The sequence below is a fragment of the Ramlibacter sp. genome (genome assembly GCF_050250995.1).
GTDB lineage: Bacteria > Pseudomonadota > Gammaproteobacteria > Burkholderiales > Burkholderiaceae_C > Ramlibacter.
In genome coordinates, this window is record NZ_JBFWNP010000009.1 from 43,912 (window position 1) to 60,180 (window position 16,269).

The following is a 16,269-nucleotide window of genomic DNA, read 5'->3' on the forward strand; positions in this document are numbered from 1 at the left end:
GATTCGAGCGCATTGTCGCCCGAGCGCCGGCCCCTGCGCTGCCGGTCGCGAACTACGTCGTGCGCGATGCCTCTCCATCGATCCCGATGGCGCCGTCCCCGGCCGCCCAGCCGTCCCCCGGCGCCATCACCTTGTCCGGCGTCATGGGGGTCGAGCGGATGCGGCGCCCGGTGGCGTGGAAGATCGCGTTCGACACCGCGGCCGCGACGCCGACGATGCCGATCTCGCCCGCTCCTTTCGCGCCGAGGCGGCTCACGATGCGGTCGTCCTCGTCGACGAAGATCACGTCGAGCGCATGGATGTCCGCGTTCACGGCCACGTGGTATTCGGCGTAGCTGTGGTTCATGAAGCGGCCGAGGCGGTCGTCCGCATGCGTTTCCTCGTGCAGCGCCTGGCTGATGCCCCAGACCATGCCGCCCAGCACCTGGCTGCGCGCCAGCTGCTCGTTCATGACGCGGCCGATGGCGGCGGCCGTCACCATGCGCGTAACGCGCACGGTGCCCAGTTCCTCGTCGACCCGCACTTCGCAGAACACCGCCGAGTGCGTCGCGCGGATGAACTTCTTCTGCTTCAGCACATCGGGCAGCATGAGGTGCTTCTCCTCGATGCTGCGGCCGCCGTGCGCGAGGATGTCGAGCAGCGGCACGCCGTCGGCGCCGCCCTTCGCGCGCACCATGCCCCGCACGAATTCGACCTCGTCGGGCTTGCGCCCCTTCAGCGGCGAGCCGGGCATGCCCTGCGCGAGCTTCAGCACCTTCTTGCGTACCTTCTCGCACACGCCGTCGACCGCCGAGCCCACGGTGGTGACGTGCGAGGAACCGCCTTCGATCGGCGCCACCGGCAGCCGCGAATCGCCGAGGCGGAAGGCGACGTTCTCCATCGGCAGGCCGAGGGCGTCGGCGGCGATCTGCGCCATCACCGTGTAGGTGCCCGTGCCGATGTCGCTCGCCGCGCTTTCCACTTCCAGGCGTCCATCCGGGTGCAGCATCGCGCGCGCCTTCGCGAACATCTGCAGCGCGTCCCACTGGCCCGTGGCCATGCCCCAGCCGACGAGTTCGCGGCCCTCCCGCATGCTGCGCGGCTCGGGGTTGCGCCGCGACCAGCCGAAGCGCTCGGCGGCCTGCTCGTAGCAGGCGCGCAGTTCCTTCGTGGAATAGGGCAGGTCTTTCGCGGCGTCGCGCTCGGCGTAGTTCTTCAGTCGCAGCGCGACCGGGTCCATGCCGAGCGCGTACGACAGTTCGTCCATCGCCACCTCCAGCGCATGCACGCCGTGCGCCGCGCCGGGCGCGCGCATGTCCATGGGGCTGTAGACGTCGAGGTCGACCAGTTTGTAGTCCATGCGCACGTTGTCGCAGCGATAGAGCTGGCCGGACCAGTTGACGACGACCTCCACGTAGTCCTCGAGCCGCGAAGTCTCGGCGATCGCCTCGTGGACGATGGCGCTCAGCGTGCCATCGCGCTCGGCGGCGAGCTTCACGCGCTGCCAGGTCTCGGGCCGATGGCCGAACGTGAACATCTGCTGGCGCGTGAGCACCACGCGCACCGAGCGCTTCAGGTGCAGCGACGCCATCACCGCGAGGATCAGGTTGTACTGAGGGCGCAGCCCCGAGCCGAACGCGCCGCCCACGAACGGGTTCTTCACTGTCACCTTGCTTTCGGACAGGCCGAATACGCGCGAGACGACCCAGCGGCAGTTCTGCGAGCCCTGCGTCTTGTCGTAGATGGTGAGGTGTCCGCTCGCGTCGCGGATGACGGTGGAGGCGTGCATCTCCATCGGGTTGTGGTGTTCGACGCCGGAGTGGAACGCCGCGTCGATCTTCACGGGCGCGGCGTCGAACGCGGCGTCGGCGTCGCCCCGCGGCTTCGGCGGCGGCGAGTAGCCCGCCTTCAGGGGCTTGGGCTTGTGGGCGTGCGCCAGGTTCCCGAGCAGGCCGGTCTCGTGCGGCTCCGCGTCGATCTCCACGCGCACCAGCGACGCGGCGTAGCGCGCCGCCTCGAACGTTTCCGCCACCACCAGCGCCACAGGCTGGCCGCTGTAGTGGATCGTATCGCCCGCGAGCGGCTTGAAGGGCGAGCCGGCGGGCGAGGTCATGTCCTTGTAGAAGAAATCCAGCTTGCGGATCTTCGGCCGGTTCTCGTGCGACAGGACGTCGAGCACGCCCGGCACGGCGAGCGCGGCCTCGACGTGGAGCTTGCGAATGCGCCCGCGCGGCACCGCTGCGTTGACCACGACGCCGTAGGTCATGTCGGGCGTGAGGTACTCGGCCGCATAGCGCGCCTGGCCGGTGACCTTGGCGCGGCCGTCGATGCGCGGCAGCGCGTCGCCCTTCGCCACGTAGCCGGTGCCTGCCGGCGCGACGGGCACGAGGTCGTCGAAAGGTTCGGTGTTTTCGCGAGCGCTCATCGGACGTTGTCCCCCAGGTTGGTCACGGTCGCTTCGGCCGCCTGGGCCAGCGCGCGCACGATGGCGCGGCGCGCAAGGGGAATCTTGAAGGCGTTGCTGCCGACGCCGACGCCCTGCGGCACGGCGCCCTCCAGCAGCGCGGCGGCCGCGCGCTCGAAGGTGGCGGCCGTCGCGGGCCGGCCCACGATCAGCGCCTCGACGCGCGGATCGCGCCAGGGCTTGTGCGCGACGCCGCCGAGGGCGAGGCGCGCTTCGCGCACGACGCCGCCGTCGATGTCGAGCGCCGCCGCCACGGACACGAGCGCGAACGCATACGACTGCCGCTCGCGCAGCTTCATGTAGACGCTGTGGTCGCGGAACTGTCGCGACGCTGGAATGTCGATCGCAACGATGAGTTCGTCGGGCTCGAGCGTGGTGTCGACCTCGGGTCGGTCGCCCGGCAGTCGATGGAATTCGCCGAACGGGATCGTTCGCTCGCCGCGCACCGAGGCGACGTTCACCGTCGCGTCGAGCGCCGCCAGCGCGACGCACATGTCCGAAGGGTGCGTCGCGATACAGTGTTCGCTCGCACCCAGGATCGCATGCTGGCGCGCCAGCCCGCCCATGGCCGGGCAGCCGCTGCCGGGCTCGCGCTTGTTGCAGGGAACGAGGCTGTCGTAGAAGTAGTAGCAGCGCGTGCGCTGCAGCAGGTTGCCGCCGTTGCTCGCCATGTTGCGGATCTGCGGCGACGCGCCCGCGAGGATCGCGCTCGACAGGAGCGGCAGGTTCTCGCGCACGAAGGGGTGGTGGGCCGTGGCCGCGTTGCGGGCGAGCGCGCCGAGGCGCACGCTGCCGTCGGGCCGGGGCTCGATCCCGTCGAGCGGAAGGCGGTTGATGTCCACGAGATGCGCGGGGCGCATCACGTTTTCCTTCATGAGGTCGAGCAGGTTGGTGCCGCCGGCGACGAACTTCGCGTTCGCTCCCGCGATGTCCGAAAGCGCATCGCCGACGGACCCGGCGGCGGTGTAGGCGAACGGGTTCATCCCGGCACCGTCCCCGGCACGATCGGCGCGTGCGCGCGTTCGCTGCGGTGTTCGCCCGCGCCCAGCGCGACTTCGGCCACGGCCTGCGCGATCTGCACGTACGCGCCGCAGCGGCAGAGGTTGCCGCTCATGAGTTCGCGCACGTCGTCGAGCGTCTTCGCCTGCCCTTCCCGGATGAGGCCGACGGCCGAGCACAGCTGGCCGGGCGTGCAGTAGCCGCACTGGAAGGCATCGTGCGCGATGAAGGCCTCCTGCAGCGGATGCAGGGCGTCGCCCTCGGCGAGTCCCTCGACCGTGCGGACCTCGCAGCCGTCGCGCATCACGGCCAGCGTCAGGCACGACAGCACGCGCTCGCCGTCGACGAGCACGGTGCATGCGCCGCACTGGCCGTGATCGCAGCCCTTCTTCGTGCCGGTGAGATGCAGCCTGTCGCGCAGCAGGTCGAGCAGGGACACCCAGGGCTGCACCTGCAGCTCGTGGGGCGTGCCGTTGATGCCGATGCGAAGCGGGCGGGGTTCGGGAAGCGGCGCGTGCGTCGAGGCACGGGCCGGGGAGGGGGCGGAATCTGTCATGCGGCTCGTTCGATGGGAGCCTGCATTCTTGGACGCTCTCGTCGCGGCGCCGTGTCGGACGCCGCGCCGTCCCTGGTCGAGCAGCCGCGTGGCGCAGGCGAAAAAAAGCCCGCCTCTTCGAGGCGGGCTCCATGAGCCTCGCGGGGCTCGCGGCCGTGCTTACGCGGCCAGCGTGAAGACGAAGTCGCCTGCCGTCACCGTGCCGGTGACGCCGCTGATGTTGATCAGCATGTCGGCTGCCGACGCGGCGGCCAGGTCGTCGTTCGCATCGACGTACAGGTACGTGCCGGAGGCCAGGCCCGCGGAAACCGTCACGATCTTCGCCGCCACGTTCGCGTCGGCGGCGGTGCCGGTCGAGGCGCCCACGCCGGCCCAGACTTGCGTCAGGGTGTCGGCGGTCGCCACGGTCACCGCGCCGCCCATCGTCACGGCCGTCGGGCCGAAGGTCAGCGCGATCTTGTCGGTGCCCGCCACGAAGTCCGTGATCTTCACGATCTGCGCCGTGCCCTGGGACTGGGCCGCGCCTTCGAAGGCGAAGCGGTCGGCGCCGTCGCCGCCGGTGACGATGTCGCCCTGGTTGGTGCCCGCGCTGCCGAAGCGGATGCGGTCCGCGCCCGCGCCGCCGGCGATCTGGTCGGCGCCATCGCTGCCGAACAGGGTGTCGGCCCCGGCGCCGCCGGTGATCTGCATGCCCGCGTTCGTGACCGGCACGCCGGCCGTGAGGCCGGCGCCGAGCGAGACACCCGTCATCACGAGGTTGCCGGTCATCGTCGATGCGTTGACGACGTCGGCCTGCACCGTGCCCACGGTCAGGTTGCGCGCGCCGCTCACGTTCAGCGTCTCGACGGCGGCCGAAGCGGCCATCGTGACGTTGCCCGTCGCGTTCGCGGCGGACACCGCGCCGTTGGAGGCCACGTTGATCGTTTCGAAGCCCGTCGAGGCGAGCGCGCCGACGGTGACGCCCGCGGTCGTGGACGTGCCGAGCGCGACGTTCAGCACGTCGGTGGTGGCGGAGCCGGCGGAGTTCACCGTGGCCGCGCCCTGGTCGGCCTGGAGGTTCAGGCCAGCCGTTCCCGCGCCGTAGTTGACGGTGTAGGCCGCGGCCGAGGCCGTGGTGAGTTGCAGCGTGGTCGCGCCGCCGAAGGCGGCCGGCGTGTAGGTGCCCGCCGCCGTGGCCGACAGGAGCGACAGGATTTCCAGGTTCGACAGGTTGGTCTGGTTGGCGCTGACGCCGACCGCGGCGAAGGTGCCCACGCCGATCGTGTCCGTGCCGGCGCCGCCGTTGACGACGTCGGCGGTGGAATAGGCCTGCAGGCCGACGTCCGTGCGGAAGAAGTTGAACGTGTCGTTGTTCGCGGTGCCCGTGATCGTCACCGCGGCGTTGGCCGTGGGGAGTTCGGGGCGGCCGGCCGAGGTGACGGACAGGGCGGCGGTGCCGGTCATGCCCGAGGCGTTGATCGTGAGCGCGTTCGTCTGGCCCTGGGTGTTGATGGCCAGCGTCGTGGTGCCCGTGACGTTGATCACCGCGCCCGCGCTCATCTGCTGCGTGCCCGTGGTGTTGGACAGGCCGATGACGTTCGTGGCCGGGCCCGTGCTGTTGATGTTGATCGTCTCGTAGCCGGGCAGCGTGAGGATGGTCGCGGTGACGTTGGGCGTGCCGACCTGGTTCAGGTTGACCGCTACGGTGTCGGCGGTGCCGTTGGTGGCCGTCGTCCCCAGGACCAGGATGCCGGCCTGCGTGTTGGACATGCTGATGGTGCTGAGCACGGTCGACAGCGACGAGATCACGACGGAACCCGCGGCCGACGTGCTGTTCGCCAGGCTCAGGTTGGCCAGGCCGGTGGAGTTCACCATGTCAATGGACGTGGTCGCCGTGCCGGTGGCGTTGATGGCGATCGTCTCGATGCTGGTCAGCGTCGGGGCGATGGACTGCGCGGCCCCGTTGTTCAGGCCGACGGTCAGGGTGTCGGTGCCGGCGCCGCCGTTGACCGTGTCGCCGCTGTTGAGCGTCTGGAAGAACGTGCCCGAGGGCGTGTTGAAGAACAGGTTGCCGTTGATGTTGTCGTTGCCCGCGGTGCCGGTGAGCAGGTCGCCGGCGTTGACGGTCAGCGGCGACGTCGTGGTGATGCCGCCCAGGGACTGGGTCTGCGTGTTGTCCTTGTTGGAGGCATACACGTAGCTCGCGGTCACCGACTGGTTGAACACCTGCGAGACGGAGCCGAAGGTCACGTCGGTCTCGAGCCCGGTGAGGATGTTCGCCAGGTTCAGCACGACCAGGCCGCGCTGCGTCGGGTAGGCGGCGAAAGCCTGCGTCAGCGCCGTCAGCAGCGCGGTGTACGAAGCGGCGGGCACCGACGTGGCGGTGATGCCCAGGTTGGTCAGGACGCTGGTGGCGAGGTTGGCGTCGCTCACCGTCGAGAACTGGTTGCCCAGCGTGAGGGCGAAGGACTGCGGCGACGAGGCCCGGATCACCTGCGTGTAGTTGACGTACAGCGGATTGCTCGGCGCTGCGCCGAAGAAGGCCTGGTACAGCTGGATGGCAATTGCTTCAGCGCCGAAGATCTGTGCGGGCATTGTCTTTACTTCCTTGTAGTTGGACGAACGAAACGTCGTTTATAGCCGAGCTTGCGCGCGCCGCGCGTCTCGCGCGTGCCGAATGTGGCGCGCAGGAGTCGCCGCCGCCGCCGCCGGGCGCTTCCTTTAAACGAAGTTCGTAAGTCGGGCAACGGGCCTGGCCGCCGTGGCATCGGGGAAGAGGGTGCTCGCGACGCGCTGCGGCGCGAGGGCGAAGGTCTCCGCGCTCGCCGCCGCCACCACCGATTCGAGCGCGAGCGTCGGCTTCAGGTCGCGGCCCTCGTGCAGGCTGGCCGCGGCAAGCCCCGGCCAGTCGGCGACGACGCGGCCGCCCTGGACCGCCCCGCCCACGAGCATCGCGACCGCGCCCGTGCCGTGGTCCGTTCCGCCCGTGCCGTTGGCGGCGACCGTGCGGCCGAACTCGGTCGCGACCAGCACGACGGTCTGCGACCAGGCCGCGCCCATGCCCTCGCGCAGGCCGGCGATGAGGTTGTCCAGGCCGCGCAACTGGAAGGCGAGGCGCGCGTTCTGCGCGCTGTGCGTGTCCCAGCCGCCGGTTTCGATCATCGCGAGCCGAGGTCCGTCCGGACGCGCCAGGAAGCCCGCGGCCATGCGCCCGAGTGCGCCGGGCTGTTGGCGGTTCGCGCCGCCGCCCATGCCGCCGCCCATGCCGCCGCCCATGCCGCCGGCCATGCCGCGCGCTTCGACCGCCGAGGACCACAGCGCATGAAGCTGCGGGTCTTTCGCGTAGAGCTGCTCGACGCGCAGCATCAGGTCGTCGTTGGCCTGGGGCAGCGACGTCGGCGCGTACGACGCGACGTCGAGCGCGCCGCGCATCGCCAGCGGGATGGCCGGCGAGAACGCGATCGCGTCCTTGCCCGCGCGCGGCAGCAGCCCCAGCAGTCGGTTCATCCAGCCGTCCTTCAGCCGGTAGGGCGCGCCGCCCCCGGTTTCGAGAACGTTCTGCGCATCGAAATGCGAACGGTCGCGATACGACGATGCGACGGCATGGAAGAAGCTCGCCTGGCCCGCGCCGTACAGCTTGTGCAGTTCGGCCAGGCTCGGATGCAGCGCGAAGGTGCCGTCGAGCTTGAGCGCCGTGGCGGCATCGATGGCGAGCCCGCCGCGCGCGGCGGCATAGGCCGGATCGGCGTAGGGAACGACGGTGTTCAGGCCGTCGGCCGCGCCGCGCTGGATGACGAAGACGAAGCGCCGCTCGGTCGCGGCCTGCGCGAACAGCATGCGGGGCGCGGCAAACAGCGCCGCGGCGCCGAGGAATCCGCGTCGGTCGAGATTCATGCTCATCTCCTGAGGAATTCGGGGGACACCAGCAGGAGCGCGAGCGCCATGCCGCCGCTTTCGGCGCGCGCCACGGCGGCCGCCGTCGCATCGCCGAGCGCGCCGCCGGGCAGCACGCGCGGCGCGAGCGCCCGGGCATCGAGCGCGTTGCCGGTCTGCGCGACGATGCGCTGCGCGACCTCCACCCGGCGCAGCAGCGCATCGGGCGCGGCCCAGCTCGCGGCCGCGTCGTCGTAGCCGGCGGGCGAGCCCGGCCGCCACACCGGCTGGCCGAGCTGGTTCATGAGATTGGTCGCCTGCATCGGCGCGATTTCGTTGCGGCCCAGGGCGCGCAGGCTCGACACCGCCCATTCCCAGGGCGTCTTGAACTTGCGTGCCTCGGCCTGCCACGCCTCGCGCCCCGCGACGAGCTCGCGATACACGCTGGGCAGATCGCCGCCGGTGCGGGCGAACGTGTCGGCGAGCCGCTGCACCAGCGCGGGCGGCGGCTCGTCGGCCACGAAATGGCGGGCGAGCTTCGTCGCGATGTGGCGCGCGGTCGCGGGGGACGCGACGAGATCGTGCAGGATCGCGCGGGCCTGGCGCTCGCCGTCGTCGGCGTAGGCGCGGCCCAGCACCGTGCGGGCGCCGGGTTCGTGCAGCGCCGGGACGAAGCGGAAGGTTTCCGTCGCGCCGCCGCGGGAGTCGACCGGCACCGTCCAGCCGGTCAGCGCGCGCGCGAGTTCGGTCACGTCCTCCTGCGTGTAGCCGCTGCGCACGCCGAGCGTGTGCAGCTCCAGGATCTCGCGCGCCAGGTTCTCGTTCAGGCCGCGGAGGCGCTGCTGCCGCTCCTGCGCGCGCAGGCCCACGAAGCTGCGCGGCCCGATGGACTGCGCCTGGTCGAGGAACAGCAGCATCGCCGGATGCCGCAGCACCGCGAGCAGCATGTCCTCGAAGCGGCCGAGCACGTGCGGGCGGATCGCATCGGTCTCCAGCGAGCCGGCCAGGCCGATGACGGCCAGCTTGTCGATGGACACCGCGAAGTGGTTCGACCAGAAATGCGTGAGCCGCTCCAGGAAGGGCGTTCCGGCCTGCAACGCGCTGCCCGCGCGCGCGCCGACCGCCGCGACGTATTCCTCGCGCGCCTTGCGCAGATAGGCCTCGCGGATGCCGGCGCGCTGGCCCTCGGGCGCCTGGCGCACGGCGCGCTGCTGCGCGTTCCACACCTCGACGAGCGCGGGCGTGCGCGGCACGGCGCGCAGGGGCGCGGGCAGCGGGTCCCAGCGGTCGAATTGCGAAAGCAGCAAGCGCTGCGGGTCGGCGGGCACGGGTTCGTCGGGCCGCGCGCCGAGGCCGAAGCGGTTCAGGGCGATTGCTGAGGCAGGCATGGTGCGCCGATTCTGCTTCGCCGCCGCGCCCAAATCCAGAGGGAAAAAGTTTCGCGCGCGTAAAGCCCGCTGGCGGCGGCCTCAGCCGGCGGCGAAACCGAGCGCAAGTTCGCGCGTGAGTGCGGCCGCCGCGATCTCCTTGCAGCCGCTCGCGTTCTGCCCCGACCACAGCGGCGAGAAGTCGCCACTGCCGCCGTGCTCCGCTTTCGCGCGGAGCATGCCGATGCGCGCCGTGGCGAGCGGAAAGGCCGGGGCCGCATCGCTGATGCCGCCGAGCTCGCGGATCGCGCGGTTGACGATGCCGCGCGCCGGCCGGCCGGTGAAGACGTTCGTCAGGGCCGTGATGCGCGCAGCCTCCGACTTCAGCGCGGCGCGGTGCAGGGCGGATGTCGTCGCCTCGGGACACAGCAGGTAGGCCGTGCCCACCTGCACGCCCGCCGCGCCGAGCGCCAGGGCCGCGGCCACGCCGCGCGCATCGGCGATGCCGCCGGCCGCGATCACCGGGACCTTCACGGCCTGCACGATCTGAGGCACGAGCGCGAACGTCGACACCTGCGTGTTCAGGTCGTCGGAGAGGAAGATGCCCCGGTGGCCGCCCGCTTCGAGCCCCTGCGCGATTACCGCATCGACGCCGTGGGCCTCGAGCCATCGCGCCTCGTCGACCGTCGTCGCGGACGACAGCACCTTCGCGCCCCAGGCCCGCACGCGCGCGAGCAGGTCGGCGGACGGCAGGCCGAAGTGGAAGCTGACCACGGGCGGCCTGAATTCGGCGAGCACGTCCGCCGCTTCGGCGCTGAAGGGGAGCCGGCCGGGGCCGGTGGGAACGGCGTCGGGATCGAGGCCGAACGCCTCGAAGGCCGGGGCCAGGGCGGCCTTCCACTTCGCATCGCGCTGCGCGTCGAACGCGGGCTGTGCGTGGCAGAAGAAGTTGACGTTGTACGGCCGACCGGCGGTTTGTTCGACGATCCTGCGCAGCTCGACGCGCATCGCGTCCGGCGCGAGCATCGCGCAGGGCAGCGAGCCGAGCGCGCCCGCGTTCGTCACCGCGATGGCGAGGGCGCTGCCCTGCACCCCGGCCATGGGGGCCTGGACCAGGGGGAGGGACGTGCCGAGCAGTTGCTGCAGAGTCATGGCGGGCGGGCTCCAGATGCACCACATCGTAGCCCCCGCGCGATAGACTGACCCAATGACCGCGCTTCCCGCGTTCGGCGCCCTCGCGCTTGCCGCGTCGACCGTTGAAATTCAATCGCTTCGCCTCGGCTGGGGGCCGCTCGTCGTCGATGTCGAGCGCTTGCGGCTGATCGACACGACCGCACGCATCGACGGGTTCGAAGCCGGGGAAGCCGAACTGTCGGGCTTGAAAGTCGCGGGGCCCTTGAACCTGTCCCGCTTGCCCGCCACCGATGCATGGCGGCTCGAGCCGCTCGCCGCCGCGAACGGCGACCTCCGCGCGCAGATCGTCGATGCGCACCTGCTCTTCGATGCGAACGTGACGGTGCCGATCCGCAACGGCGAAGTGGATTTCGGCGATGCGACGGTCGAGCACGTCGGCCCCGACTCGCGCATGGGCGCGAGCGAGCTCGGCATCTACGTCGATGCGCCGAACGGACGCAGCTATCTCTATCGGTTCCCGTCCACGCCGGTCGCCGGCGTGGCGTTCGAGCGACGAGACGCATTGCTCGGGCAATGGGTCTCGTCGCGCGGCAAGCTCCACTTGCAGGCTTTCGTCGAAGGCCTGCTGCGCCAGGGCTTGGTCGCGCCGGCCGCGGGCATCACCGACCCCACGCGCGTGCTCTTCGATCGCACGGCGGTGTCGGGCGAACTGCGACTGGCCGACGGAATGTTGATCGCCCCGGGGATAGAGGCGCAACTGTCGGGGCGGGCCGAAGGGCGCAACGTCTTGCGCGTGCAGTCGGGTGCGGTGGGGCGCGGCTTCGTCATCGAGCTACCTGCATTGCGCATCGCGAACTCGAGAATGAACGCGGGGGAAATGACGTTCGCCGCCGATGAAGTCACCGGCGAGTTGAAGGCGCAGATCCACGTCGAAGGCGGTGAGCTTCGATTCGAGGCGACCGCGCAAACCCTGAAAGTCGCCGGGCTGCGCGTTCGCCGTCGGTCATGAAGTTGTTGCCGCCGTGGCAGTCGCCGCGGCAATGAACGCGGTCGCGATGCCCGTCAGAGGTCCAGCACGAGCATCTCGCTCCGCGCTCTCGACACGCAGGGCATGATCCGATCGTTCGCGGCTTTCTGCTCCGCGCTCAAGTACACGTCGCGATGGTCGGGAATGCCTTCCAGCACGCCGGTCACGCAGGTTCCGCAGACTCCCTGGCCGCACATTGATTCGATGCGCACGCCGTGGTCGAAGAGCGCCGTGCAGATCGACTCGTCCTCCGGAATCGTGCATTCGATCTGCCTGCGCGCAAGGCGCACGCGAAAAGTGGGCCGCGGCGCGGCCAGAGACGCCGGATCCGCGGAGAAGTATTCGACGTGGACCGCTTCCGGCGGCCACGTTGCCGAAGCGGTCTGTTCCACCGTGTCCATGAAGGGGCGGGGTCCGCAGAGATAGAGATGGGCGCCATCGGGCCGGTGCCATAACTGCTTGCGCAGGTAGCCGCGAACTGCGTCCTGCTCCAGCGCGTAGTGGAAGTGAACCTTTTCGGCATACCGCGGTGCGGACAAAAGCTCGTGAAAGGCGGTGTGGCGCGGCGAGCGGCTGAAGTAGTGCAGTTCCCACGGGACGCCGCCGGAGTCGAGGTGCATCGCCATGCCGAGCAGCGGCGTGATCCCGATGCCGCCGCCAAAGAAAAGGTGGCGCCCGGCCGAGGCCAGAGCGAAGTTGTTTCGGGGCGCACCGATCTGCAGGACGTCGCCCTGCCGGACGCGCTCGTGCATGGCGCGCGAGCCGCCCCGGGACAGGGGCTCCTTCTTCACTGCAATCAGGTACGCGCCGCCGTCCTCCGGCGCGTTGGCCAACGAGTATTGCCGGGTGAGGCCGGGTTCGACATGAACGTCGATGTGCGACCCCGCGGTGAACGAAGGCAAGGGGTCGCCGCTCGCGCTCACCAGGCGAAAGGACTTGATGTCTTCCGCTTCGTTTCTGATTTCATCGACGCGGACCGAGAGGGTTGACATGGGTTGACTCCAGGCAGATACGTTATGCTAGCATATCGTCTGACGGTGATGCAATGACCCGACTCAACGATCTCGACCTCAACCTCCTGCTGGTGTTCGATGCGATCCTGCGCGCCGGGAGCGTGACGGTCGCCGCCGCGGAGGTGGGGCTTGCGCAGGCGTCGATGAGCAATGCGCTGGCGCGATTGCGCGATCACTTCGACGACCCGCTGTTCGTTCGCACGAAGGGATCGATGCGTCCCACGCCGCTTGCGGAGTCGATGGCGGCTCCGGTGCAGGGCGCGCTGAATCAGCTGCGCGCCGCCATCGAGGGCAAGCCACGTTTCGTGGCCGCCCGGTCTTCGCGGTGCTTCAGGATCTGCATGACGGAAATCGCGCAAAGGCTCTTCCTGGCCCGGCTGCTGCAGCACTTCACCGTGCATGCGCCGAACGTGCAGGTGACGACCGTGGACATGTTCCCCGACGCGACGCAGGCCGCGCTTGCCGGCGGGGACATCGACCTGGCCGTGGGTTATTTCGCGGACTTCGGCCCCGACTTCTATTCGCAGAAGTTCTTCGAGGAAACCTATGTCGTCATGGCACGCCGTGGTCATCCCGCCGCGACTTCCTCGGCGTTCGGGCGGGAGGCGTACCTCGATGCGCGGCACATCGTGTACGTGCCCTCGGCGGCCAGCCATCACAACCTCGAGGCGAGCCTCGACCGCGAGTTCCTGCGGCTCGGGCGCAAGCGCAACGTCGGTTTGAGAGTCGCCCACTCGCTGGGCGTGTCCGACGTCGTGGCGTCGACCGACCTCGTACTGACGGTGCCGTCCCGGCTGGGGCGCGTGCTTGCCGAGGTCTTCCAGCTGCAGGTGTTCGACCTGCCTCTCGCGGTGCCGGCCATCGACATCAAGCAGTACTGGCACACGCGCTACCACCAGGACCCCGCTATCGCGTGGCTGCGTGCGCAGTTCCGCGAACTGTTCCAGGCGCAAGCCCCGGCATTGATGCCGTCAATTTCCCGCATTGACCGTGCTGGCTGGTGACGAGCAAGCCAGGACCCTATCGTCCCGACCATGATCCAGCTGCACGACATTCGATATGTCCGACTCGGCACCCGCGACCTCACGGGCGCCCGCCGGTACGCGGAAAAAATCCTCGGCCTGAGCGTCGGTGCGTGCCACGGCAGGGAAAAGACATCGCGGCAGCTCTACTTCCGCAGCGACGACCGCGATCACACGCTCGTCTATTTCGACGGAGATCCCGCGGACCACACGGTCGGGTTCGAAGTTCGCAGCCAGGCCGATCTCGAAGGCGCGGCGCAGGAGCTCGAGCGGCTGCAGCATCACATCCACATCGGCAACGCGGCCGAATGCGAGCAACGCCGGGTGCGCGCCTTCATCAATTTCAAGGACCCGAGCGGCAACGCCATCGACCTCGTCGTGCAACCCCATCACAGCGGCGTGCCGTTCTTTCCGTCGCGCGATACGGGCAACACGGGGTTCTCGCATATCGGTCTGCGCACCACGAACGCAACGCGCGACGAAGCTTTTTGGACTGGGGTCCTGGGCGCAAAGGTGAGCGACCGCATCGGGGATGCGCCGCTGCTGCGCATCGACGAGATCCACCACAAGGTCGCCCTGTTTCCATCCGCAGGCAGTGGCGTGCAGCACGTGAATCACCAGGTCGCCTCGATCGACGACATCATGCGCACCTGGTACCTGCTGCAACGCGAAGGCGTCCGCACCGTCTTCGGTCCGGGCCGGCATCCCACGTCGGGCGCGATGTTTCTCTATTTCGAAGGGCCGGACGGCATGACCTACGAGTTCTCGTCGGGCGTGAGCAGAATCGCCGACCCCCACCACCAACCGCGGCAATTCCCCTTCCGGCCGGAGTCTCTGTGCATGTGGGGATCGCAGCCGGACATTCCCGAATTCAGGAGTTGAAAAACGTGATCCCGCATATCAATTGCCCGATCGTCGCGGATCGCCCGAGAAGGAGCACGATGTGCCATTAGTCTGGGGAGGCGCTGTCTCGCATTCGCCCGTGCTCTATCGACCGCGCGACCGCTGGTCGATCGTTTCGCGATTTCTCACGGGCTCCGTACCCCAGCCCGCCGCGGCGGGCGACGAGACGCCCGAACGCCTGGCCGCCGCGTCGCTGCGGATCGATGCCGCCTTTCATGCGTTGCGCGAAAGCATACTTCGCGCGAAGCTCGATTCGCTCGTTGTCCTCGTCGCGGATCGTGCGAGGACATTCGACGACGCCAATACGCCGCAAATCCATGTCCATGCGGGCGACAGCATCTGGGGAGAGACGGCCTTGACGCAGGCGGGCGAGCCGTCGGCGATCCGGCATCTGCCCTGCGACAGCGCCGGCGCGGACCTCGCGATCGAGGAGCTCTTCGATGCAGGCTTCGACGTCGCGGAATCGCATGGCGACTTCAGGCCCCGGGGAGATGCCGAGCGCGGCGCGGTGCCCGCGCTGGTGGAGCTGATGCACGGCCTCGACGCCGGCTTGCCGGTCGTCCCCTTGCACCTCAACTGCCACGTCGCGCCGGCGTTGCGCGGCTGGCGAGCGCACGAATTCGGCGGCGCACTCGGGCAAGCGCTCGCTCACAGCGGCAGGCGGTTCGGAGTGCTCGCGAGCGGAGGCATGTCGGGGGACCCGCACGGCTACATGGCGGGGTGGACGGACCCCGAACTCGACCGGTGGGTGCTGCGTCGCCTCGAGACGGGACGTTCGGCGAAAGTCGCTTCGATGTTCGACGTGCAGTCGAACGCGTTGCGCGGCAACTCCGCCGAGCTTCGTCTCTGGCTCGCCGCAGCGGCCGCGATGGAGCAGGCGGGTGGCGCAGGACGGACCATCGACTATTTCCCGCTGCACGCCGCCGCGACCGGCGTGGGCTTCTTCACCTGGGAGACCCGCTGATGCCGTTGGTTCTTGGCATGGCCACAAGCCATTTCCCCAGCCTGTTCCAGGACACGTACGAAGGCTGGCAGTACTACTGGCGCCTGATCAGTTCGGGCGTGCCGCAGCCGCCCGAAGTCGAAGCCGAGGACCGCGCCTGCGTGTCCGACTGGGTGAGTCGCAGGAAGGTCGCATTCGCGCGGATGCAGGACGAGGCGGCAAAGCACCGTCTCGACGCCCTGATCGTCGTCGGCGGCGACCAGGACGAATGGTTCGCGCCTTCGCACTCGCCCGCGCTGCTGATCTATTCGGGCAAGGATCCCGTCACGGGGTTTCACAACATCGGCGAAGCAGACTGCGATCCCCCGCTGAAGTTCTGGGAACATCCCGATCGTTTCGGCATGACCGTTCCGGTGGACCCCGACCTGGCCGCTCTGCTGCAGGACGGACTCGTCGACGAGGGCTTCGACGTCTCCATCGCCCGGGCGATACGCCCTCGCGGCCGCGTTGAACGACGGGCGCCGCACGCCATCACGCGCCCGCTGCCACTCATTACGCCGGGGCTGGATGTACCCATCGTGCCGCTCGTGATCCGGACCATCGAGCACACGCCGGGTGTGCTCTCCGGCACCCGTTGCCTCGCGATCGGCAAGTCCCTCGCGCGGATCTGCGAGCGCACCGACAAGCGTGTCGGCATCCTCGGAAGCGGGGGCATGTCGCACGATCCTTCGGGTCCGCGCTCGGGCTGGGTCGACGAACCGCTGGACCGTTGGGTACTCGACTGCATCGAGCGCGGACGGGCGGATGAACTGGCCGGCCTCTTCGGGTTCCGCTCTGCCGCGAACGCATCGGGCACCGGCGAGTTGCGAACATGGCTCGTGACGGCCGCCGCGATGGAGGGGGCGGACCCCGGCATCAAGGCACAAGTGCTCGACTATTTCCCGTCCAGGAAGGCGACCGCAGGCTGCGGCTTCGCATTGTGGAGTTCAGAATGATCGACTCAGGAGACA

The 16,269-nt window shown here is 69.4% G+C and carries 13 protein-coding genes; 5 read left to right on the top strand and 8 right to left on the bottom strand.

The window, feature by feature from the left end:
• Positions 1-52: 52 nt before the first annotated feature.
• From AB7E83_RS09160 to AB7E83_RS09190, 7 genes are all read right to left on the bottom strand, one after another.
• Complete coding sequence (locus AB7E83_RS09160; protein WP_428568114.1) at positions 53-2,404, bottom strand: xanthine dehydrogenase family protein molybdopterin-binding subunit; 2,352 nt, start codon at positions 2,402-2,404, stop codon at positions 53-55.
• Entirely contained in the window at positions 2,401-3,426 is a 1,026-nt protein-coding gene (locus AB7E83_RS09165; protein WP_428568117.1) for an FAD binding domain-containing protein, read from the bottom strand. The genes AB7E83_RS09160 and AB7E83_RS09165 overlap by 4 nt, the downstream gene beginning before the upstream one ends.
• Positions 3,423-3,998, bottom strand: a complete 576-nt coding sequence (locus tag AB7E83_RS09170; protein ID WP_428568119.1) for a (2Fe-2S)-binding protein — start codon at positions 3,996-3,998, stop codon at positions 3,423-3,425. Before AB7E83_RS09170 ends, AB7E83_RS09165 begins: the two co-directional genes overlap by 4 nt.
• A gap of 159 nt (positions 3,999-4,157) precedes the next feature.
• Entirely contained in the window at positions 4,158-6,572 is a 2,415-nt protein-coding gene (locus AB7E83_RS09175) for a beta strand repeat-containing protein (RefSeq protein ID WP_428568122.1), read from the bottom strand.
• A gap of 126 nt (positions 6,573-6,698) precedes the next feature.
• Positions 6,699-7,871, bottom strand: a complete 1,173-nt coding sequence (locus AB7E83_RS09180; protein ID WP_428568124.1) for a DUF1501 domain-containing protein — start codon at positions 7,869-7,871, stop codon at positions 6,699-6,701.
• Between the two features lie 2 nt (positions 7,872-7,873).
• Positions 7,874-9,238 carry a DUF1800 domain-containing protein gene (locus AB7E83_RS09185; protein WP_428568125.1) on the bottom strand — a complete coding sequence of 455 codons (1,365 nt, stop codon included), beginning with the start codon at positions 9,236-9,238 and terminating at the stop codon, positions 7,874-7,876.
• Between the two features lie 81 nt (positions 9,239-9,319).
• On the bottom strand, positions 9,320-10,369 hold the full coding sequence (locus tag AB7E83_RS09190; RefSeq protein ID WP_428568128.1) for an NAD(P)H-dependent flavin oxidoreductase: 1,050 nt from the start codon (positions 10,367-10,369) through the stop codon (positions 9,320-9,322).
• A 55-nt stretch (positions 10,370-10,424) separates the two neighbouring features.
• Here AB7E83_RS09190 and AB7E83_RS09195 point away from each other — a divergent pair, with 55 nt between their 5' ends.
• Positions 10,425-11,360, top strand: a complete 936-nt coding sequence (locus AB7E83_RS09195) for a hypothetical protein (protein WP_428568129.1) — start codon at positions 10,425-10,427, stop codon at positions 11,358-11,360.
• 53 nt (positions 11,361-11,413) lie between these two features.
• Here the strand turns inward: AB7E83_RS09195 and AB7E83_RS09200 are convergent, their stop codons facing one another.
• A complete protein-coding gene (locus AB7E83_RS09200; RefSeq protein ID WP_428568132.1) occupies positions 11,414-12,370 on the bottom strand; it encodes a PDR/VanB family oxidoreductase in 957 nt (318 codons plus the stop codon).
• A gap of 53 nt (positions 12,371-12,423) precedes the next feature.
• Between AB7E83_RS09200 and AB7E83_RS09205 the strand changes: the two genes are divergently transcribed.
• The 4 genes from AB7E83_RS09205 (at position 12,424) to AB7E83_RS09220 (ending at position 16,254) form a co-directional block, all read left to right on the top strand.
• Positions 12,424-13,395, top strand: coding sequence for a LysR family transcriptional regulator (locus tag AB7E83_RS09205; RefSeq protein ID WP_428568134.1), 972 nt, complete (start codon positions 12,424-12,426; stop codon positions 13,393-13,395).
• Between the two features lie 30 nt (positions 13,396-13,425).
• Positions 13,426-14,295, top strand: coding sequence for a VOC family protein (locus tag AB7E83_RS09210; RefSeq protein ID WP_428568137.1), 870 nt, complete (start codon positions 13,426-13,428; stop codon positions 14,293-14,295).
• A 100-nt stretch (positions 14,296-14,395) separates the two neighbouring features.
• Positions 14,396-15,280, top strand: a complete 885-nt coding sequence (locus AB7E83_RS09215) for a hypothetical protein (protein WP_428568140.1) — start codon at positions 14,396-14,398, stop codon at positions 15,278-15,280.
• Positions 15,280-16,254 carry a hypothetical protein gene (locus tag AB7E83_RS09220; protein ID WP_428568142.1) on the top strand — a complete coding sequence of 325 codons (975 nt, stop codon included), beginning with the start codon at positions 15,280-15,282 and terminating at the stop codon, positions 16,252-16,254. The genes AB7E83_RS09215 and AB7E83_RS09220 overlap by 1 nt, the downstream gene beginning before the upstream one ends.
• Positions 16,255-16,269: the final 15 nt, after the last annotated feature.